We start from the raw sequence: 21,738 nt of genomic DNA, 5'->3' as shown, positions 1-21,738 counted from the left end.
AGGCAATAATGAGGATAAAGGTGAAAAAAGCTCATAACAATAGAAGTAATAAAGTTTATTTGCCTGAGAAAATAGTTCATTCATTAGGTTTAGAGAAGGAAGTCTACTATACAATTTACGTTGGTCCATTACATGAACAAGTACTTGTAGAAGTGCACAAAGAAGATACTCAATATATGTACGTTCCACATGAGATCTTTCAAAACCTATTATTATTAAGTGATCTAAATCTTAATATATGGGTAGAGGAAGAAAAAACAAATATTTATCTGGGCCCTGTAGTTGGTGTGTTTGTTAATACGAGGTATATGAAACATATTTCAAAAGGAGAAATTCCTTTAAGTTTCCAAAAACAGATGGAAGCAGGTATACAAGAGGGTTGTCTATTATACTATTTCTCCATTAATAATATAAAGTGGTTTGAAAACAAGGTTAAGGGACATATTTATGCACCGAGATGGGGGAAGTGGCTGGATTACTGGTTACCTCTTCCTAATGTAATTTATGATCGCGGTGTTGGTTTCGAGCGAGAGGAAAAGCCATTGGTTAAACATATTCGTGACCAATTTATAACGCATCCTAACATTAAGTTTATTAATAATTGTGATTATTTAGGGAAATGGAAAGTCCATAAGCTTTTACACAAGTACAATGAAGTTAAGCAGTACTTGCCTCATACAATTACTTACAAAACATTTGATAAGGTAGTATACATGTTAGAAAAGTACCAGCATGTGTTTTTGAAATCTTATTATGGAAGCCGTGGCATAGAAGTAATGTCGATTGAAAAGAGAGATAAAGGCTATATTCTTAATTTTTACAATAAAGATATACAAAAAATTTTTGTGAAAAATGATTCAGATTTAAAGAGTCATATTGATTCCTTTGTTGGTGACAAACCTTTTATTATTCAACAGGGGATACCTTTGATAAAACTTAATAGTAAGAAAATGGATTTAAGAGTTCTGATTCAGAAAAATGATAAAGGAAAATGGAAAGCTGATCATTGTCAAATACGATTGGCACAAGAGAATTATTCTATTACCAATGAAAGTACTGGAGGAAAAGTCGTTAATTATAGGGACTATTATGATCTATTAAACCGTTTAAATAATTATGCTATTCCAACGGAACAAGAAATTTATAACAAAACGATAAAAATTGCAGCTTATATCGAAAAAGAGTTCGGTACTCTTGGTGAACTAGGAATGGACATGGCAATTGATGCAGAAGGAGGACTTTGGTTTATTGAAGCAAATTCTAAACCTGATAAAGATTCTGTACCAGGAGTAGATGATACAGACGAGATTGGATCGCAGTTTATCAATGTTATACATTATGCTAAGTTTTTAAGTTGTAAAAAAAATGGAACGTTAACTAAGAATGCTTGGTCTGTTACTTTACAGCAAACGATGGATAAAAAAGGTGATACCACTGAGGTTACATTACCTAAACACATTTATGAAAAGCTAGAAGATTCCTCTAATATCAGTTTCAACGCAGGGACTATGTCATTGAACGTTTCTTGTATTGCAAATGAGACTAAAGAAAAAGTATACATTCCTAAACTACTCTTTAAAAAAATGAGTTGGCTTCAAGAAGGCAGTAAATTTTCGTTGAGAATTAATGAAAATCAGTTATGTTTAGGGCCTGTTATAGGAGTCTTTTTAAGTAGTGGTGTGATACGGAAATTAAGAAATCAAAATCCAATGTTCAGACAGTTGAAATTAGTAGAAGCAAATAAAAAGGCTGGAACAATATTATACTTTTTCTCGATACATGATGTTGATTTTATGAGACAAAAAATACTGGGAACGTATTTCAATACGGAGAAGCGATATTGGGAGACATCCCAGTTTCCATTGCCTGATGTTTTTTATGATCGTGGAGGAGGTGTGCTGCCGCAGCAGCAAACAAAATCAGATTTTATTCGAGAACAATTGGAAAAATCAAATTCATTAAAAAAGTTAAACACGAGGTACACATTTGATAAATGGGATTTACATCAGAAATTAACCAGATATAAGGAAATACGCCATTTTATACCTAAAACGATGTGTTATAGAAAATATAAAGATTTAAGAGAAATGTTTAAAATAAGCAATGCGTTATATATGAAAGATTGTTATGGTAATAACGGAAAAGGTGTCATGCGGGTGATAAAGCTTTCAAAGAATAAATATAAGTATAGCTATATCAGTGACAGAATTGTTGAAAGTACTGTTAGTGATATAAAAGAATTAGTTAAAATATTTGAGCAACTGTATGATAGGAAAAAGTTTATTATTCAAGAAGCAATAAATGTATTAAAGATCCGAGATTGTCCAGTTGATATGCGAGGGACTGTACAGAGAAACAAGGAAGGAAAGATTGATATTACGTCGTATCCGGTTAGGGTCGGGAAAAAGAATGCACCATTAACAAGTACTAGAACAGGATCCAGGGTATATCGATTCGAGGACTTTTTTGAAAAACTCTCATCCGAGAGGAATATAGATATTTGTCAATTAAAAATTAAGATAGATGCGTTTTTGTTAACCACTTATGAATGTATGGAAAATGCATATGGAGATTTTGGGGAGTTAGGGATTGATTTTGCCTTAGACGATAATTTTAACATTTGGCTTATCGAATGTAATGCAAAACCTGGATATAACTCTCTCTACAAGTCTTATGACAAAGACGTGATAGAACGGGTTTTCTTGAATCCATTACATTATGCTAAATATATAAGCGGTTTTAAAGGGTAGAAGCTAAACACGAATGGGGAGTATTTTTTTTAAAAAGATAAGAAATTATAAATATTTGGTGTTTTACATGTCTAGCGCAAGCGCCTACTCGCTCGAGATTCCTTCGGTTCGTCAATGGAAAGCAAAGATCCGCTTTCCATATGCTGACCCTCCAGGATTTGTCGCTTGCGCTTTTCTTATTTAATTTTATTGTTTATTCTGGCAGCACATATCTATCTTCGGCTGCTTTTAAGCCAAACCATAAAATAAAGACGGCGACAACAGATAAGACGATGAGAAATGGCTGCCATGTATGAAAGGTATCGTACAAAAATCCCATGAACACAGGACCGACTGCTGCCAGCAAGTAACCAAAGGATTGCGCCATGCCGGAAAGTAAGGAGGCGTGGCGGGCATTGGCTGCTCGAAGACTCAGCAAGGTTAAAGCCAAGCTGATGGCTCCTCCCTGTGCAACTCCTAAAAATAATACGCTAATAGTAATAACGACGATGTTAGGGATAAACAACAGGCCTGTAAAACCCAAAAAATACAACGTGCAAATTGCTGTAACAATAGGTTTTTGATTGCTTAGTTTGTCCGCCAGGATAGGAGCTGCAAAGCTGAATGGAATCCCTACTAATTGAAGAAGAAACAGCATCCAGCCTGCTGCGGACAAACTCATTCCTAATTCCTGCAGTACATCAGGAATCCACGTGATTAAACAATAAAACAAAAAGGATTGCATCCCCATGAATAAGGTTACGTTCCAAGCCAGAGTAGATGACCAGATAGATTGAGAGAAAGACGTCTTATTCTCTTTGACTGGCTTCTTTGCTTCTTTCTTTCCTCTGATTTGAGGGGTCCATGCAATTAAAGCAAGCACAGTAAGGACAGCCCACACTCCTAACGCTTTTTCCCAGCCAAGGCCGAGAGTTTCAGATAGGGGTATACTGACACCGGAACCAATACTGGCAAAGCTCCCCATACACACTGTATAAATACTGGTCATTAATCCTACTTTTTTTGGAAAACTAAACTTAACAACCCCGGGAAGCAGGACATTACAAATGGCAATTCCGACTCCAGCTAAAGCGGTGCCTATGAAAATGGCAGCGATTACACCTGTGGAGCGCATAAGAATGCCAGTTCCCAAAATGATAAGAGCAAAAAAAATAGAAAGATGATTGCCAAAACGAAGACCAAGTTTTGGGGCGAGCAGGGAAAAAATCGCAAATGATAAAAGAGGAATAGTAGTTAAAGAACCAGCCATGCTGTTGGACATGCCGGTGCTCTCTCTAATAATAGGAATCAGTGGGCCAACTGAGGTAATGGCTGGTCTTAAGTTAAAAGCCACAAAAATAATGCCTAGAATAAGAAAAAAATGAGAAGAATGAGACAATTTTTTTTCAGAAATAAATGAGGGCATCGAAAACATCCTTTTTAAATAAGCGCCTGGCAATATATTATAAGTATATATCTATTATAAACGCGGAGCATGGGATCAGCCAAATGGTTAGCATCACCCATGCAAAGTTTAGGTTTGTGATTCAATTGTACTTTAGGAACATTATTTAACTTTGTAAAAGGAAAAAAATATAAGTGAAACTACGTCTTCCGCCATAGGACTCGGCGGTTTTAATAATAACATTGGTCAAGGAAGTGCTGGAATAAAGAAGAGAAGAGCTGAAGCAAAGAGGAAAAGCGCTGAATCTCAAGGGGAGAGACCGGAAAAGAGGGGAAGCGCTGTTAAAGAGGAAGGAAGCGCTAGGAATACGTTATATAATACAATTCACCCAACCATAAAGGTTGGGTGTAATATGAATGTAATAGAAGATGATTTCTAATGGTGGAAAAAAAAGTCACTTAACGGTGCATGTTTTGACAGATTTCTTCATAGGCCTCAACCACTTTTTGCAGCGCATTCTTTTTTGCGCAGGTTGTGACATCTTGTTGGTTCCAAATGGTCTGCGATAAGGATAAAAAGCTTGTATGCGGATTAGGAGAGGACAGCAGCAACTCGACGTATGGTTTATCTTCGTTCAACAGAAATTCCTCCTTGTTTTTCGTACCAAAAAATAGAATCATTTGGAAAAACATTTATTTAGCATACATATTATCATGTAATATAATTGTAATAAATAATAGAAAAGTCGTAATTTATAGGGAAACAAAAAGGGTTGTGGCTCTTTTAAACCGTTATAATAGTATGACTTTTATGACTGATGGTCACCGCAGAGAGCATGAAAAGGATTTATAATGGAGAAAAATCATCACTTATAGATATTGATGAAAAAGTTCACAAATCTGGTTGTATATATCGAAAAGAGAAATCCGCACTCATAGAACAACTCGGCTTGTCGCAGTGAATATCGTCGTCTTGCTTCGACATAATCTAATACTTTTTGATCAGTACAAAGGAAAGTGCTTTTTTTGATAGATTACAGCACGTCTCATCTAAACATTAGTACCTAGTATGGTTAAAAAAGAAAATAGACTCACCCTTTTGGATATAGTACATTAGATGAACAGAACACGTAGTCAAGGAGATATATATGAAAGGATTTTTTCACAAACACAAAACACTTAGACTGCAAACGTGGATCACATTGCTTGTATGTCTCGTTCTCATTGTCGCATTATCTGTGACAGGTTTATTAATTGGAAGGGATACATCAGAAAAGGCAAGAGAAACTCTAGAAGATAAAACGATGAATATTGCAAATACGGTAAGCCGTGCGCCGGTTGTAATGGAAGGGTTAGCAGATAGAGAACCGTCGGAAACCATTCAATCATATACCCAAGACGTACAGGCAAACACCAATGTGGAATATATTGTGGTCATGGATATGAACCGTATTCGACAGTCTCACCCAGTGGAAGAGCGGATAGGTCAGTATTTTGTTGGAGGAGATGAAGACAGGGCATTTCAAGGAGAACGCTACACTTCTGTTGCAGAAGGGACACTTGGGGAGTCGCTTCGTTCTTTTGTACCGATTTGGAACGAAAATGGCGGACAAATCGGGGTCGTTTCTGTCGGTATTTTATTAGATAATGTAGAAAGTGTTGTCATGAAGCAACAACGCATGGTCTATCTTGGTACAGGAGCTGGCATGCTGGCTGGTATTATTGGTGCTGTCTTTTTGGCCCGGCGCGTCAAACGAACGCTTCATGGTCTCGAGCCAAAAGAAATAGCACAGCTTCTTCAAGAAAGAGAAGCTATGCTTGCATCCGTTCGGGAAGGAATTATAGCTATTGATGACACAGGCACGATTGTTGTTGCTAATGATGCTGCTAAAGAGCTTTTTAGAAAAACTGGTTTAATAAAAAATCCAATCGGACAGGATGCAGAATATTTTTTAAAATCTTCATCGTTAAAGCAAGTACTTACTCATCAAACAGCTGAATTCGACCAAGAACACATTTTAAATGGGGTGGTATTGGTCGAAAGCCGAGTGCCAGTAATTATAAATGGGCAGGTAGTCGGGGCTTTGGCAACGTTTCGAGACAAATCAGAACTAGCATCCCTTGTAGAACAGCTGACAGGTGCGAAACATTATGCAGAAACCTTGCGTGAGAAAACCCATGAATTTATGAATAAACTGCACGTAATGTCAGCAATGGTACATACAGAATCCTATCAAGAGCTTAAGGATTATATAAAACAAATATCGAAAGCTTATCAACAAGAAGTAGGTTCTATATCCCGTGTCGTGAAGGATCCCGTGTTAGCAGGTTTTTTGTTGAATAAACTCAACCATTTTCAAGAAAGAGGGACAAAGGTTGAAATAAATGGCGATTTCCCGCTGCCAATATTAAAGGACACAGAAAAAATAGATGCCCTTATTACCATCATTGGAAATTTAAGCGATAATGCATTCGAGGCCATAGCAGATCAGGAAGATAAACGAATAGAAATGACTATTAATTATATAGATGGGTATTTTCATTTTATAATGAAAGACAATGGACCTGGGATGAGTGAAACGAACGTGAAACAATTATTTAGGAAAGGACGTTCTACAAAAGGGGAAAATAGAGGCCTAGGTATGTACTTAATAAATAAAGCTCTGCAAGAGTTAAATGGCACCATTAGTGTGAGAACAGAAGAGGAGCAAGGAACCATTTTTAAAGTGAAGATTCCATATGAAGGTGAAAAAGCATGATAAAGATATTAATTGTAGAAGACGATCCAATGGTAGCAAAGTTTAATCGAGTGTACGTGGAAAAAGTGGACGGATTTGAAGCTGCCGGAGTGGTGCATAATGTAGCACAAGCATGGGAATTTTTAAAGAGAGAGGAGGTGGATTTGCTTTTATTAGATGTTTATATGTCAAAAACCACCGGGCTTGAGATGCTAATGGAACTTAGAAAAAGCGGCAGACCTGTAGACGTTATCATTATTACAGCTGCAAATGACAATTACTCCGTTCAGACAGCTCTTCGTTACGGTGCCGTTGATTATTTAATTAAGCCATTTGATTTTGAGCGTTTTAGGGAGTCTTTGCTTCTTTATAAGAAAAAGCAGGCTTTTATTAACGAGGCAGAAGCAGTGAGTCAGGAAGAACTGGATCCATTTTTATTAAACAGAGAGGAATCAGAGGGAAAGCCCCCCTCACTGCCAAAAGGGCTTACCCCTATTACGTTTGCCCGTATTGCCAAACAAATAAAAGCATGGCAGGATCGAACGTTTTCAGCCAAAGATATAGCTGAAGCAACTGGAATTTCAAGGGTGTCTGTGAGGAAATACTTACATTATTTAGTTGACGTCGATGTGTTAGAAGCTGATGTTATTTACCAATCAACCGGAAGACCACGTCACCAATTTTGCTTAAGGATAGAGAAAATAGATGTGATCAACACATTCATGGCAGCAGATAAAGAATAAACCTGGCTGCTTTCTTTTTAATCCTTTTCTTACTTTTTTTAGTTACAAAAAACTTGGATTACTTACGAAAGGTATATTTTCACCCTTCTATCTTTTATAGTGATTAGAAAACGTTTACATCATGAAGGGAGGAGTTTTTATGTCTAAAGGAACTGCAGCTTCCGTTTGGAAAAGCCTTTGGTCGTCCCATGCGCAGACAAAAAAGCTGCTGACTTTCTCACAAATAAGACAAGCAGGAAAGGCTGCGGAAACAAAAAAGCATCAAGCAGATTCAGCTGTTGGAAGCGGTCCGGGAGGCCCAGGCGGACCAGGAGGAAAATCAGGTGATGACGAGGAAAAACCAGCTTACACAAGAGCACAGTTTATAGGACTTCTATTGGGGCCTTTATTGTTTATATTTACATTGTTGTTTTTTAATCCAGAAGGGTTGAATCCAGAAGCAAAAGCCGTATTGGCATCGACTCTGTGGATCGCAACCTGGTGGATTACAGAAGCTATTCCCATTCCAGCGACTTCCCTTTTGCCGATTATTCTATTGCCAATTACAGGAGCTCTAGATGGGGATACAGTTTTTTCCGCCTATGGAGATAACATTATTTTCTTATTTCTTGGTGGTTTCTTTATTGCAACAGCAATGGAGAAATGGGATCTTCATAAGCGAATTGCTCTGAATATTATCTCAATTATTGGGACAAGCACAAGAAAAATCATATTAGGATTTATGATTGCCAGCGGTTTTCTTTCCATGTGGGTTTCTAATACAGCGGCTGTTATGATGATGATACCAATCGGTTTAGCGATAACATATCAAGTGTCACAAGCTGTGAAAGGAGACAAGCATGAGGTTGATGTTCCTAAGTTTGAAAAAGCCATCATTTTTGGTATCGGTTATTCCGGTACTATCGGCGGGCTTGGGACATTAATTGGAACACCGCCAAACAGCATTCTAGCGGGGACCGTTGATAGTCTTTATGGCGTTCAAATCTCTTTTGCAGGCTGGATGGCGTTTGCAGTACCTCTTGTTGCCATTTTATTGGTTAGTGCATGGCTGTATCTTACACGTATTGTCTATCCAATTAACATGCAGCAGCTTCCGGGCGGACGTGAACTCATTCAGCGTGAAAAAACGGCCCTTGGAAATATATCGTACGAAGAAAAAGCAGTGCTTTCTGTCTTCTTGTTTGCTGCATTTATGTGGATTACACGTACGTTTATTTGGGAAGACATCGTAGGTGTTCCAGGTATCGGTGACGGAATGATTGCGATGACAGCTACGGTGCTTCTTTTCATGATTCCGGCAAAGAAAAAAGAAGCAACAAAGCTGTTAGAATGGAAAGATTCCAGAGAAATTCCATGGGGTATTCTTCTGCTATTCGGGGGAGGTCTTGCGATTGCAGCTGGTTTCAGTGAAACGGAGCTGTCTAATTGGATTGGTGAACAACTGACTGTCCTTGAAGGCATGAACTTTATCCTTATCGTACTTGTAGCAACCGCATTGGTGCTGTTTTTAACGGAGATAACTTCAAACACAGCAACGGGTACAATGATACTGCCTGTCGTAGCGTCCTTGGCGTTTGCCTTAAACGTACACCCTTATGCGTTAATGGTGCCGTGTGCGATGGCAGCAAACTGTGCATTTATGCTTCCAGTCGGAACGCCGCCAAACGCTATCATATTTGGAACAGGCAAACTGAAAATTATTCAAATGGTGCAAAACGGTTTTTGGTTAAATATTCTCGCGATAATTATCATTGTGTTATCTGTAACTTTTTATTTACCAGTCGTATGGGGAATTGACCTGCAAAGCATACCATCACAGTTTAGATAAACAGGAGGAACCGTCCCGGATAAAATCTGGGACGGTTTTTCGATTCGAAATACACATACAGAACGTATAACATTTGGAGAAAAAGTTTTTTGATTGACATCATGCTGACATATAGGTGCTTTAAAGTTAAAAATGTGATCGGCAAGAGCTGATCCAATCAAATATTCCAGGAGGGAAGTGAGGTGCTATGGAAACGTAAAAAAAATTATCTTCTGGCATCCGTTTTGTCTATTGGAATAATTGGCACCACACCAGGTCTAGCAGGTGCCGCCCAGCAATCCACAGACAGCATAGCTGCCAAAAAAGCAGTAAATCAGAACGAAATAAGCTTTTCTCCCAACAAAGCAGCTAGTAATTTTAATCAAAAACGCAGTAAGGAAATGAGGATAAAAACTTTAAATAAAGATGCAGCAGCCACCAAACCATATATTAATCAATTAGGAATAGGTTCAAATAAAAAAGAGAATGAAACGTTGTCTGAAAAAGGGAGAGAAGAAGCTTTAAAGAAAAAAGCAGCAGACTATGGTATCGAGGCAAACGGAAAAGATGTAAATGAGTTAGTGAAAGAAGTGAGCCTTGCAGAACTAAAAAAAGAAGCAGCAGAACTAAACATTGACCCCCATGGTAAAGAAGTACAGCAGATTATGGTAGAAATAAAAGCAAAACAAGTTCAGATGGCAGCAGACGAGATCGGAATTGAAACTGCCGGAAAAAGTTCAGAAGAAATACTGGACGAAATTGTAAATCAACATGAGGAAGAAGCAAAACATTTAGACATCTTCCCTGCCGGAAAGCATGATGTTGACCCCTTAATGTATGAATAAACAATGCAGCGCTGTCCCCCAGCAGCCTGCATATAAAGAACCCCTTGCTGTAAAGCAGCACACAATAAGCGATCAAAAAGCTATCTTTTTCATTGACCCCCTTTTGATAGATATATGGAAATCCCTGATGCATAAATCGGGGGTTTCCTTTTGTACTGTTTGGAAAGTAATATTTTTTATGAAAATTGGAAGTGGACTCATATTTCTCTTATACTTTAAGAAAGTTTAATTTCCTAGTTATCAAAAGTATAAGTAAAGCTAAAACTTGTCATTTAATTTTGTCGGTAAGCTGTGTTTTTCAAAGTACTATCAGAACGTAATAATTCTATCTTCATGTCCCTTTTTGAAAGGGAAAGTGAAGGAGTGAGCGTATAAATGACCAAAATATTAATTATAGAAGATGAAGCAGCGATCAGCAAAGTGCTGCAAGCATATATGCAAAAAGAAGGATATGAAGTGAAAGCAGTTTTTCATGGAGATGAAGCTATGCCAGCTTTTCGTAGTATGCAGCCAGACCTGGCTCTTGTTGATGTCATGCTACCAGGAAAAGATGGATGGAGTATTTTAGATCTAATCCGTGAAGAAAGCGCATGTGCTGTTATCATGCTGACAGCGCTCGGGGATGTGGATTATCGTTTGAAAGGGTTAAATAGCGGGGCGGATGATTACATCGCAAAACCATTCGATGCGAGTGAGGTAGTTGCTAGAGTGAAAGCGGTGCTGCGCAGAACAGGCCAAACGCTGCAAGAAGAGGAAGTTAAACACTATGGCAGTTTAACACTTAACGAAAGAGCCCATAGTGTTAAACTAAATGGTGTGGATGTGCCGTTAACACCGAGGGATTTGTCTTTGTTATTTTTTCTTGCCAGACACCCGAATCAAACATTTGATAGAGAACAATTAATTGAACATGTCTGGGGAATAGATTACGAAGGCAGTGACCGGGCGGTGGACTTATCCATCAAACGTATTAGAAAGTCACTCCAGAACTGGCCGGAGACAGAAGGTGAAATAAAAACGCTGCGAGGATTGGGGTATCAATTTTGTGTATATGAATAACAACAACAAGAAAATTTCATTACTTCGTTATTGGACCACACGATATTTTATTACGTTGATTATTGGTCTCATTGTCGTGGCGATCGTGTCTGTAATATGGATTCGTCATACAAATCTTGAACATCGTTTAAATGTTACGAAATATTTAGCTCAAGAAATTGCTGATCGGTTTGTAGAGGAACAAGCAGGAGAAACAGTTCCTAGAGAAGGCGTACTGGAGTATATTCAAGAACGCCAGAATATCATTGATACGCAGCTAGATCCGATTATATATATTGTCAATGCAAATGGAAGAGTATTGTCTAATCCATTTGAAAGAGAACCTTTTACATCAGAAAGGTTCCCACTAAGAATTCTACAAGCTGAAAGTGAAGTGCAGCGTCTCAAATTAGATAATGGAGCCCATTCTTATATCGTAAAACGACCCATACAAGCAGATGGGGTAACTGCTGGCTGGGTAGTTATTATTCAGTCTGCCAATCAGCTCACACAGATGAATGAAGAGTACCGGCTGCTTGCGATAATGCTTTTCTCCCTGGCACTAATTGGCTGGGCCACTATTTATTTTCTTTCAAGAAAGTTGTCAAAGCCGATACAAGATGTAGCTGTTGCTGCCAAACATGTCCAAGAACAGAATTATAACTTCACACTTCCAGAGAATATGAAAGAGCAAGAAGTACACGAACTCGTTCATTCATTTAAAGAAATGTCAAGCCGGCTCGAGCAGCTAGAAGCTCTTCGTTCTGAACTGCTTGCAGGGGTGACACACGAATTGAAAACACCCATCACGTCTATGACAGGGCTTATTCAAGCAGTTCGGGATGATGTAGTGCATGGGGAGGAAGCGAAAGATTTTCTGAATGTCTCATTAAATGAAGCAAACCGTATGAAAACAATGGTAGCTGATTTACTTGAATTTAACTCCTTTGCGGCACATGCCATACCGATTACAAAAGAAAAATATGAAGTAAATAAATTAATAAAAGAAATTCTTCATCAATGGCAGGTAGCTAATGATGAAGAAGGTCTAAAAATAAACAAAAATCTGCCAAAAGACGATATATACGCAAAGGTGGATTCCATCCGGATTCAGCAAATAATGATAAACCTACTGAACAACGCAAAACAAGCCGTTAAAAGAAATGGGATTCTTTCTATTTCGATAAAAAAAGAAAGGCCCGGTTGGATCGAAATAAATGTAGAAGATAATGGACCGGGCATTAAAGAAGAGGAAAAAGATTTTATTTTTGAACGGTTTTACCGAGGTGAAAATAAAAAATACGACACTCACGGTTTAGGGCTTGGACTGCCATTTAGTAAAATGATTGCCCAAAGCATGGAGGGTGACCTTTTCTTAAAAGAAAGTAGTCCTGGAAGTACGGTATTTACGCTTAAACTTCCAATAGAAGGAAAACGATAAAGTGAAGCGGCTGCTCTTTTAATAGTTGGCTAAGTCTTCAAAGGTAGCCATTTCACGAACCATCGCACAAGCTGAACGCAAAATAGGAAAAGCAAGAGCTGCTCCGCTGCCTTCGCCAAGTCTCATCTGAAGATCAAGCAAAGGTTTCTTGTCCAGTATTTCTATGGCAATAGCATGTCCTGGTTCAGTCGAATAATGGCCGACGAACATATAATCTGCAGCAAGCGGTGAAAGGGCTTGAGCAGTAACGGCAGCGGCAGCACTAATAAAGCCATCAACCAAAATGGGCACCCGATGAGACGCAGCGGCCAGCATGGCACCGGTGATGCCGGCTATTTCCAATCCACCTACTTTTGCTAGCACATCAAGTGGATCATGGTTATTTATGTTTCTGTTTTGCAGTGCAGTTTGAAGAATATGCTGTTTATGAAGCATGCGCTCTTTCGTGAGACCAGTACCAGGACCTGTGACGCTAGCTGGATTTTTATTGGTGAACGCAGATATCATTGCACTGCTTGCCGTCGTATTGCCAATACCCATTTCGCCTAAAATCAGGCATTTAATCCCTTTTTGGGTAATCATTTTTTCGGCTTCTTCAAAACCGGCTTCCATCGCCTGAACGGCTTCATCTCTTGACATCGCGTCTTCTTTGCAAAAGTTGGCCGTTCCTGCTTTTATTTTTCTCGAAATAATTCCGTCTTCGTTTACTTCTTTGGCCATTCCAATATCAATCAGCTGGAAATCGGCATTGATTTGATTAGAAAACACATTGATAGCAGCGCCTTTTTTTAAGAAGTTTTTGGCCATCTGCACCGTTATTTCTTGAGGAAAAGCAGACACACCTTCTGCAGTGATGCCGTGATCAGCCGCGAACACAAGCACGCCCGCTGGTGTGACATCTGGAAAAGGATTGCCAGTCATGGCGGCTAATTTGGCTGCGATGGTTTCAAGACGGCCGAGACTTCCCGGTGGTTTCGTTAAATTATCTATGTATGCTGCTGCTTTATCGCCTGCTTCCTTATCCAGGGAAGGTATACGGGACATCCATTGATCAATTTTCATTTCGCCTGTCTCCTTTACTGATCTGTTTATATTATTGTCATGATACTTTAGGAAAGTTTAACTTTGTTAACGGAATAAATTATAAGCAAAACTATGAGTTACGCCATAGGTGTTGGCGGTAAGTCAAGTTTTTCTAATACTTTAGAAATGATTAACTTTTTTAAAATGAACAAAGTATAAGTAAAACTATGACTTCCTCCATAGGGATTGGAGGTAAGTCAAGTTTTTCTAATATTTCATCAGCATCCAGCGGTTGCTTCCTATAGTAATCATACACCTTTTACCAATAATTTTAAAAGGAAACGTATAAGTCTGAAAATATGGTATGGTTAGAAAGATACTAGTTTTTGCGCTTTTGAAGGAAGGGATATATATGAATAAAAAAATTGTACTTCCGGGCGGTTCTGGTTTTCTCGGTCAATCGTTAGCCTTGTTTCTTTTAAATAAAGGATACGACGTAACAATTCTAACTAGAGGACATTCTCGAGTGGAGAATAGTATCCGTTATGTCCATTGGGATGGCAGAACGATGGGAGAATGGGCAAAAGAGCTGGACGGATGTTATGCCGTCGTAAACTTCACCGGAAAAAGTGTGAACTGCATCTATACCGAAGAAAATAAAAAAGAAATCATTCGTTCTCGTTATTACTCTGTGAGAATCCTGCAAAAAGCGATTCAAACATGCGAGCAGCCGCCTCAAGCATTTGTTCAAGCAGGTTCTCTTGCTATCTTTGGAAATACAAGAGATGTATGCACCGAAAACTCTCCACATGGAGAAGGCTTTTCGGTCAAAGTCTGCCAGCTTTGGGAAAAAGCCTTTTTTGCAGCATCCCTTCCCCATACAAGGCAAGCAATGCTTAGAATAGGTTTTGCTCTTGGGCGTGATGGCGGTGCATTAGAACCGTTAAAAAAATTGGTTAAATACAATCTCGGCGGTAAAGTTGGTCCCGGCAATCAGTATATAAGCTGGCTGCATATTGATGATTTAAATAGTATGTTTCTAAAAGCGATAGAAGATAAATCAATGGGCGGCATTTATAATGCAACCGGACCGCAGCCAGTAACGAATAAAGAATTCATGAAAACGCTACGCAAAGTGTTGAATAAAGGCTGGGCTCCGCCTGCTCCAACGCCGCTCGTTTGGGCAGGAGCTTACGTGGTGATGGGGACAGAGCCAAGCCTTGCTTTAACAGGCCGCAATGCTTTGCCGCAAAAATTAATAGATGAAGGGTTCACTTTTCAATATAATAATCTTAAAACCGCACTGTCTGATTTATTGTCGGGATAAACAGAAAAGAACAGCGTATTACTAAAAAATTGTTATCCTGACATTTTGCTGACATAAAACAAGCGTACAGTATGAATTGTAAAGGATAGATAGCAAACACTCTCATCTATCCCAACTCCCCCTTTTTAATATAAGGAGGCCCATGCCAGCATCTAAAAAGTAAAAAAATGTGGTAAGGACGATTTCTTCAGGCGATCATGATAATTCCTCCTTTAAATAATTGGCTGATTGATGAGAGGTCAGCTTACCCTTTTCGCTATGAAATCATTCCATCCGCAAGCTTTTAAGCCTCCTTATACTTTTTCGAATCCCCGAGCGCAGCAATCGGGGATTTATTTTTTGGATTTTGGTGATATTTAATTGTGTTAAAGGATGAAGTTATAAGGATAATTACGACTTCCGACATAAGGACTTACTAAATCCAAAATTTCCATTTGGGATTAATAGAGTTTAGCTGATAATTAGGTTCGAAGCTCTGAAACCAAATGCGAAGCGCTTGATAACAAAAGAGAATCGCTGAATCGGATGCAAATAGAGTCAAAAAAAGAAGAGCTGAATGAGGAATAAAAATGAATAGAATCTGTGTGTGCTAATAAATTTTGCAAGCGTTTTCTTTGACCTCTTTAATCTAATAGATTTAAACTGTTAGTGGTTAGAAAAAAGCAAATAATAAATAGGAGGAGTTACACATGTATGACGTAATTATTGTCGGAGCAGGACCTGCCGGCGCAAGTGCTGCATTATTTACTGCAAAAGCAGGTAAGAAAACTCTCGTCCTTGATAACGATCAAAGCATGACCAAAGCAGCTTGGGTAGAAAACCACTACGGTGTTCCGGAAATCGAAGGACCTGAGCTTTTGCAAACAGGAAAAGAACAAGCGCAAAAGTTCGGAGCGGAAATGGTAAAAACCCAGGTCAATACCGTAAAAAATGAAAAAGATCAGCGCGTAATAGTCGAGACAGATGACGGCAGCTATGAAGCCAAACACGTTATTATGACAACTGGAGGAAACACCAAGCTTGCAGAAACATCAGGTATAAAAACAGCGGAAGGAAAGGAACCGCGTATTAAAACAATCATAGACACAGATGATGCTGGCAAAACAAGCGTACAAGGCGTATGGGCAGCAGGGACCGTTGCTGGTGTGAGTGTACACACGATTATTACTGCAGGTGACGGAGCAAAAGTAGCGATAAATGTACTTACGGAATTAAATGGTGAACGTTATGTAGACCATGACGTTTTAAAATCAAAGTAGAGTTTTTTCCCAAGCGTTAGATATGAAAACGGAAGCTGTATGAAAGAAAAAGGCTCTAGTGTATTCTGGAAGTAATGCAGCGACCAGAGATCCGTATCGGTATAACAACGTAGCTTTAGCCATACCACTAGAGCCATTTCCCTAAGTAATGAGATTTTTCCGGTTACAGATAAATACTTCCATATTAAGTTTGCGTACCTTCGCCTGTCAAGACTGCTAATTGGCGAGTTTACCTTAATACTTTTAAAATATTTAACTTTGTTAAACGATCAAAGCATAAGCAAAACTAGCTTTCGACATTCGTACTTGGCAGAAAGCCCAGTTTTTCTAAAAGGAAGTGTGCTGTAATTTCTTAATGGTTGGAAATAAGTCTGTCAGTGATTGAACACACTCTGTATGTCCGCGTGTCGTTGTACAGCCTTGTGGGTCGATAAGGACAGCGTTCATTCCAAGATTTTCTGCTGGAACGATATCATTTAAATAGTTATCACCAAGCGAGACCGCTTCATTTGGCAGTATCTCTTCTGTTTCTATTATTTTTTTGAAGTGCTCTTCAGTGTGTACAGGCTTTTTGGCATTAGCAATCACTTCATGAAAAATACCGTTTAAATCTAAAGTATCAAGCAGCCGTTTTACATCATCTGCTTGAGAATTCGTGATAAGAATAAGTTTCATATGATCTCTAAGCTGCTTAAGCGCTTTTCGCCGTTCGGGCTGTTCAGTAAATTGAAAGGCTTCTGTTTGCATAAATTCCTTAGTTTTATGGTAAGCATCATAAGTACTTTGCACACCATAGTGCTTTGCTGCTGCTACAGGGAGCCACCAACCATCTCCAATCGCAATCATTGAATCAAAATCAAAAGTAATCGGCTCTTTATATTCCTCTTCTTTTGTAACGGGTTTTCCTTCCCAATCCCATGTGTTTATAACTCGGTTTGTTTCCGGATCTACTTCTAACACACGGTCGCGGACTGCATCATATACACGGCCGACAGCCACCGGATGCTTTCCTTTCAGCATGTTTTCATAATCTTTTCTAAAAGAATTCCGATCGTTCTTATCTAGCTTTTCTTCTAGTAATGCTGCATAGTACTCAAAATGATGAGTATCTTCATACAATGTTCCATCCAAATCAAATATCGCTGTTTTTATTTCATTCCACTGAATTGGCAATGTGACCTTCCTTCCCCTGTCTTTTATTGTTTCATTAGTATACCAAAGAGAAAAAGAAAAAATAGGAAAATAATACAAGTATTATAAAATATTTACACTATTTTAAAAGTGCGTACATAAAGGATCTTTATACTTAGCGGTGATAATAAATAATTGTAAAAAGGAGGAAATAAAAGTGAAATTACGTCATGTCACGTTTTTATCTGTGGTTGTCCTCGCAGTGTGTTTATGGATCCCGGGAACGGTAGCAGCATTTGGTCCACAAGACCCTGCGCCAGTTATCGAGCCTGAAGAGGCAAATGGAAAACAAGTATTATTTGATAATACGCACGGGCAGACAGCTGGACAAGCTGACTGGGTGATTGATGGGGCATTTTCTGATTTTGCAGAAGGAATTGCTGATAAAGGTTATTACGTAGAGGAGCTTCGGCAAACAACCCCAATACAAGTCGAGGATTTAGAACCGTATGACGTGTTTATCATTCCGGAGGCTAATATCCCTTTTCAAAAAGAAGAGCAAGAAGCACTAATTGAATATACCGAAAACGGAGGCAGTGTTTTCTTTATATCTGATCACTACAACGCAGATCGCAATAAAAATCGCTGGGATTCATCAGAAATTATGAATGGCTACCGCCGCGGTGCTTACGATAATCCAGCAAAAGACATGGATGATAATGAAAAAGAAGCAATAGAAGGAGTAGAAAGTTCAGATTGGTTAGCTGATCATTTTGGTATTCGCTTTCGATATAACGCTCCTGGTACAGTGATGGCCGATGATATTGTTTCACCTGACGAAACGTTTGGTATTACGGAAGGAGTGAATGAAGTTGCGATGCATGCCGGCTCCACGTTAGCGATCACAGATCCAGATAAAGCAAAGGGGATTGTTTATTTACCTGAAAATTTAAATGAAAGTGATAAATGGGGACCGGCTGTAGATGAAGGAATCTACTTTGGAGGCGGAGAAGAAGAAGGTCCTTATGCTGCTATTTCTAAACTGCAAGCCGGTAAGGCTGCTTTTATCGGAGACTCTTCTCCTGTTGAAGACGCTACTCCTAAATATCGCAATGAAGAAACAGGAGATAGTAAAACGACATATGACGGGTTTCAAGAAGCAGACGATTCCGTTTTACTTTTAAATATGGTGGATTGGTTAGCAGAAGAAGAATCCTATAAAAGCTTTTCTGAAAAAGATATACCGTTGGATAACGTCTCGCCGCTTTTAGATAAAGAAATCCCTGAACAATCTACAGAACCAGAAACAGAGCCCTGGTCAGAGCCTGAAGCAGGTTATGAGTGGTACAACCCGGATACATTTGCTCCAGGATCTTATGGATCATATGAGGAAGCAGAAAAGGATCCTTCTTATCAATTTCAGCATCAAGACCCGCTTCCAAACAACGAATCTTTCACTTTGGAATTAATCATAGAAGGGCTGCAAGCTGGAGAAACAGTAACAGGATATAACGCTGGTATGTATCTTGATGGAGGAGAGCAAATAGCCCAAGTACAAAACGAAGATGGAAGCTGGCCCTCTTCTTACGGATACAGCGAGGAGTTTTCGGTAACAGCGGATGAAGAAGGAATGGCTGTAAAAGAATTAACCGTTAAGGTAAAAGAAGGAACGGATGGAGCAGCTAACCTGCGCTTAAGACAAGGTGGAAGCAACCTTTATACGACAACAGTTGCATTGGCTGATGAAACATCCGATAATCCGGGAGAAGAAGAGCCCGAACTTATGACAATTGCTGAAGTTCGTCAGCAAACAGGAGGGACAACTGTCCAAGTAGAGGGCGTGATTACTTCCACACCAGGGATATTTGGAGCTCAAGGCTTTTATGTGCAAGATGATACAGGAGGAGTATATATTTATCAGCATGACAGGGGTTTTGAAAAAGGTGAGCACGTAACAATAACAGGATCGACAGCGTCTTTTCAAAATCAAATCGAGCTGACAGACATTGAATCGATAGAAAAGAATGGAACAACAGAATTACCGCCGTATTATACAGTGGACGAAGTAAATGATCAGCACCAAGGAGAGCGTGTAGAAATATCTTCTGGTACTGTCAAAAATATAGAAAGTTATTATAATGCATTTGAATTTGATATCACTAAAAATGGTAAAACAACGAGAGTGCGGGTGGACAATCGAACAGGAATCTCCTTAGAATCATTTCAATCTCAATTCCAAGAAGGAGATATTGTAACGATTGCCGGAATTGCTTCTATTTATCAGAACACTTATCAGCTTATGCTTTTAAATTTGGAAGATATCAATAAAGAAACACACCCGCCGGTCATTAAGAATATTGATTTTTCTACGTTTGATATAACAAAAGAATACTCCGTACCTCTTACGGTAACGGATAAAGATAATGATATTGCTGAAGTGACAGCCTCTCTTAACGGGGAAACATGGGAAGATCAAGTGAAAATTTCGCCTTTACAGGTTACTCCTGGTGAATATGAAATAAACATCAAAGCAGCGGATGAGGAAGGAAATAGTACAGAACGTACTTTTACAGTAGAGGCAGTGCTTGACTTATCACAATTAGACGATTTGATTGCAGAAGGAAAACACCAAGGGTTTATTAAAAATGATAAAGTGGCGGAACGCTTGCTGAAAAAAGCAGAGAATGTCCAGCAGGCAAAAAATGAACCATCCCGGCAAGGGAAATGGAATGCATTGCAGCATCAGATGAAAGCACAATCTGGTAAAAAAATAGAAGAAGAATACTTGCAATACTGGCAATACCCCCAATAATTTACAAAAAATAAACAAAATTAATTATTTCAACAAGGAAGAAAAATATTCCTTTTACACAAGTTTGCTAGAGTGTAGTGAGAAATACTTACTAAGACTTTAGGGGGTAAAAACATGAAGAAATTTGCGTACATGGGGTATTCACTGCTTCTATCACTAGGATTGATGACAGCTTGCGGTGAAGGCGAGGAATCAGAAGAAGCAGCGGGAGAAGAAATCGAAGCAGAATCAAACGAAGAAGTAGAAGCAGAAGAAGATGAGGCCGAGGCAGAAGTAAGTGAAGAAAACGAAGAAACAGCTAGTGAAGAGGGGGAAGAACTTGACGAACTTACTGTACAATTTGTCCCTTCTCAAAACGCTGACACGCTCGAAGCGAAAGCAAAGCCGTTAGAAGAACTTCTCGGTGATGAATTAGGGATTCCGGTAACAGTAAGCGTATCAACTGATTACAATACGATTGTAGAGGCAATGGACTCTGAACAGATAGATGTAGGATTTTTGCCGCCAACTGCGTATGTATTAGCTGAAGAACAAGGAGCGGCAGAAGTCATTCTTCAGGCGCAGCGATATGGTGTAAACGATGAAGATGGTTCTGCAACGGACGAGCTCGTTGATTTCTATAAATCTATGTTTATTGTAAATGAAGATTCCGATATCGAATCTCTTGAAGATCTTGAAGGAAAAGCAATTGGTTATCAGAATGTAACATCCTCCGCTGGTTTTGTATGGCCGGCAGCTTCTTTAATGGATGTCGGCCTTCATCCTCTTCAAGACGTAGAACCCATTACGTTGAAAGGTCATGATCAGGCCATTATCGCTCTTTTAAATGGAGATGTAGATGCTGCTGTAACTTTCCAGGACGCTCGTAATACGGTAGTTGGAGATTACGAAGAAGTGTTTGATGAAACAAAAGTTATAGAGTTTACAGAAGATATTCCAAATGACACGATCGCCATTCGCCCAGAAATTACCGACGATATGAAAGAAGATGTAACACAAGCGTTTATCAGCATTGGAAAAGATGAAGAAGGCCGTGAGATTATTCGTGATATTTATTCCCATGAAGGATACACCGAATCTGATGACAGCAATTTTGATATCGTAAGAGAATACGAAGAGAAAGTAAGTGCAGAAGTCGAGTAACGTCTACGTGAGAATATGGACAAGAAGAGCTGCCGTGGACAAACGTCTTGGGCAGCTCTTTCCTTGTACTATAGTAAGTTTCATCTTCTAGAAAAACTTGACTTGCCGCCGAGTCCTTATGGCGAAGTCTTAGTTTTTCTTATACTTTGACCCTTTAACAGGAAAGCATAAAATTTTAGCGTGGATGAATCATCGATGTCGTCAAAACGTTGAGGAAATCAGTATAAGTGCAACTAGGCAATCGCCTTCGCCTAAAGACATGGCACTACCCAATTTTACTTTAAAAAGTCTGAAATTC

Annotated in this window: 15 protein-coding genes; 11 read left to right on the top strand and 4 right to left on the bottom strand. The window is 39.0% G+C overall.

Features of this window, described 5'->3' with window-relative positions:
• Window positions 1-8: 8 nt before the first annotated feature.
• Window positions 9-2,750, top strand: a complete 2,742-nt coding sequence (locus tag FZF09_RS19555) for a YheC/YheD family endospore coat-associated protein (RefSeq protein ID WP_158738270.1) — start codon at window positions 9-11, stop codon at window positions 2,748-2,750.
• A gap of 193 nt (window positions 2,751-2,943) precedes the next feature.
• Here FZF09_RS19555 and FZF09_RS19550 read toward each other — a convergent pair whose 3' ends face one another.
• Window positions 2,944-4,155, bottom strand: coding sequence for a CynX/NimT family MFS transporter (locus FZF09_RS19550; RefSeq protein WP_158738269.1), 1,212 nt, complete (start codon window positions 4,153-4,155; stop codon window positions 2,944-2,946).
• 437 nt (window positions 4,156-4,592) lie between these two features.
• Window positions 4,593-4,772 (bottom strand): hypothetical protein, encoded by a 180-nt coding sequence (locus FZF09_RS19545; protein ID WP_158738268.1) that lies wholly within the window; start codon window positions 4,770-4,772, stop codon window positions 4,593-4,595.
• Between the two features lie 509 nt (window positions 4,773-5,281).
• Here FZF09_RS19545 and dcuS point away from each other — a divergent pair.
• From dcuS to FZF09_RS19515, 6 genes are all read left to right on the top strand, one after another.
• Window positions 5,282-6,892, top strand: a complete 1,611-nt coding sequence (dcuS, locus tag FZF09_RS19540; protein WP_158738267.1) for a DcuS/MalK family sensor histidine kinase — start codon at window positions 5,282-5,284, stop codon at window positions 6,890-6,892.
• Complete coding sequence (locus FZF09_RS19535; protein WP_158738266.1) at window positions 6,889-7,614, top strand: response regulator; 726 nt, start codon at window positions 6,889-6,891, stop codon at window positions 7,612-7,614. The genes dcuS and FZF09_RS19535 overlap by 4 nt, the downstream gene beginning before the upstream one ends.
• Before the next feature lie 139 nt (window positions 7,615-7,753).
• Window positions 7,754-9,442: an SLC13 family permease gene (locus FZF09_RS19530; RefSeq protein WP_158738265.1), complete on the top strand. Its 1,689-nt coding sequence runs from the start codon at window positions 7,754-7,756 to the stop codon at window positions 9,440-9,442.
• A 182-nt stretch (window positions 9,443-9,624) separates the two neighbouring features.
• Window positions 9,625-10,266 (top strand): hypothetical protein, encoded by a 642-nt coding sequence (locus tag FZF09_RS19525; protein WP_158738264.1) that lies wholly within the window; start codon window positions 9,625-9,627, stop codon window positions 10,264-10,266.
• 375 nt (window positions 10,267-10,641) lie between these two features.
• Window positions 10,642-11,325, top strand: a complete 684-nt coding sequence (locus FZF09_RS19520; RefSeq protein ID WP_158738263.1) for a response regulator transcription factor — start codon at window positions 10,642-10,644, stop codon at window positions 11,323-11,325.
• Window positions 11,318-12,745 (top strand): sensor histidine kinase, encoded by a 1,428-nt coding sequence (locus FZF09_RS19515; RefSeq protein WP_158738292.1) that lies wholly within the window; start codon window positions 11,318-11,320, stop codon window positions 12,743-12,745. The genes FZF09_RS19520 and FZF09_RS19515 overlap by 8 nt, the downstream gene beginning before the upstream one ends.
• Window positions 12,746-12,763: 18 nt before the next feature.
• Here FZF09_RS19515 and cobT read toward each other — a convergent pair whose 3' ends face one another.
• A complete protein-coding gene (cobT, locus tag FZF09_RS19510) occupies window positions 12,764-13,807 on the bottom strand; it encodes a nicotinate-nucleotide--dimethylbenzimidazole phosphoribosyltransferase (protein WP_158738262.1) in 1,044 nt (347 codons plus the stop codon).
• Between the two features lie 373 nt (window positions 13,808-14,180).
• Between cobT and FZF09_RS19505 the strand changes: the two genes are divergently transcribed.
• Together FZF09_RS19505 and FZF09_RS19500 are read left to right on the top strand one after the other, a co-directional pair.
• Window positions 14,181-15,095 (top strand): TIGR01777 family oxidoreductase, encoded by a 915-nt coding sequence (locus tag FZF09_RS19505; protein ID WP_158738261.1) that lies wholly within the window; start codon window positions 14,181-14,183, stop codon window positions 15,093-15,095.
• 689 nt (window positions 15,096-15,784) lie between these two features.
• A complete protein-coding gene (locus FZF09_RS19500) occupies window positions 15,785-16,354 on the top strand; it encodes an FAD-dependent oxidoreductase (RefSeq protein WP_158738260.1) in 570 nt (189 codons plus the stop codon).
• A 327-nt stretch (window positions 16,355-16,681) separates the two neighbouring features.
• Here the strand turns inward: FZF09_RS19500 and FZF09_RS19495 are convergent, their stop codons facing one another.
• Window positions 16,682-17,527, bottom strand: coding sequence for an HAD family hydrolase (locus tag FZF09_RS19495; RefSeq protein ID WP_158738259.1), 846 nt, complete (start codon window positions 17,525-17,527; stop codon window positions 16,682-16,684).
• A 175-nt stretch (window positions 17,528-17,702) separates the two neighbouring features.
• Between FZF09_RS19495 and FZF09_RS19490 the strand changes: the two genes are divergently transcribed.
• Entirely contained in the window at window positions 17,703-20,297 is a 2,595-nt protein-coding gene (locus FZF09_RS19490; protein WP_233269573.1) for an endonuclease, read from the top strand.
• Between the two features lie 114 nt (window positions 20,298-20,411).
• On the top strand, window positions 20,412-21,440 hold the full coding sequence (locus FZF09_RS19485; protein WP_158738258.1) for a phosphate/phosphite/phosphonate ABC transporter substrate-binding protein: 1,029 nt from the start codon (window positions 20,412-20,414) through the stop codon (window positions 21,438-21,440).
• Window positions 21,441-21,738: the final 298 nt, after the last annotated feature.

Source organism: Alteribacillus sp. YIM 98480, from assembly GCF_009765375.1.
Lineage (GTDB): Bacteria > Bacillota > Bacilli > Bacillales > Marinococcaceae > Alteribacillus.
This window is presented reverse-complemented; position numbering and strand designations above follow the sequence as displayed.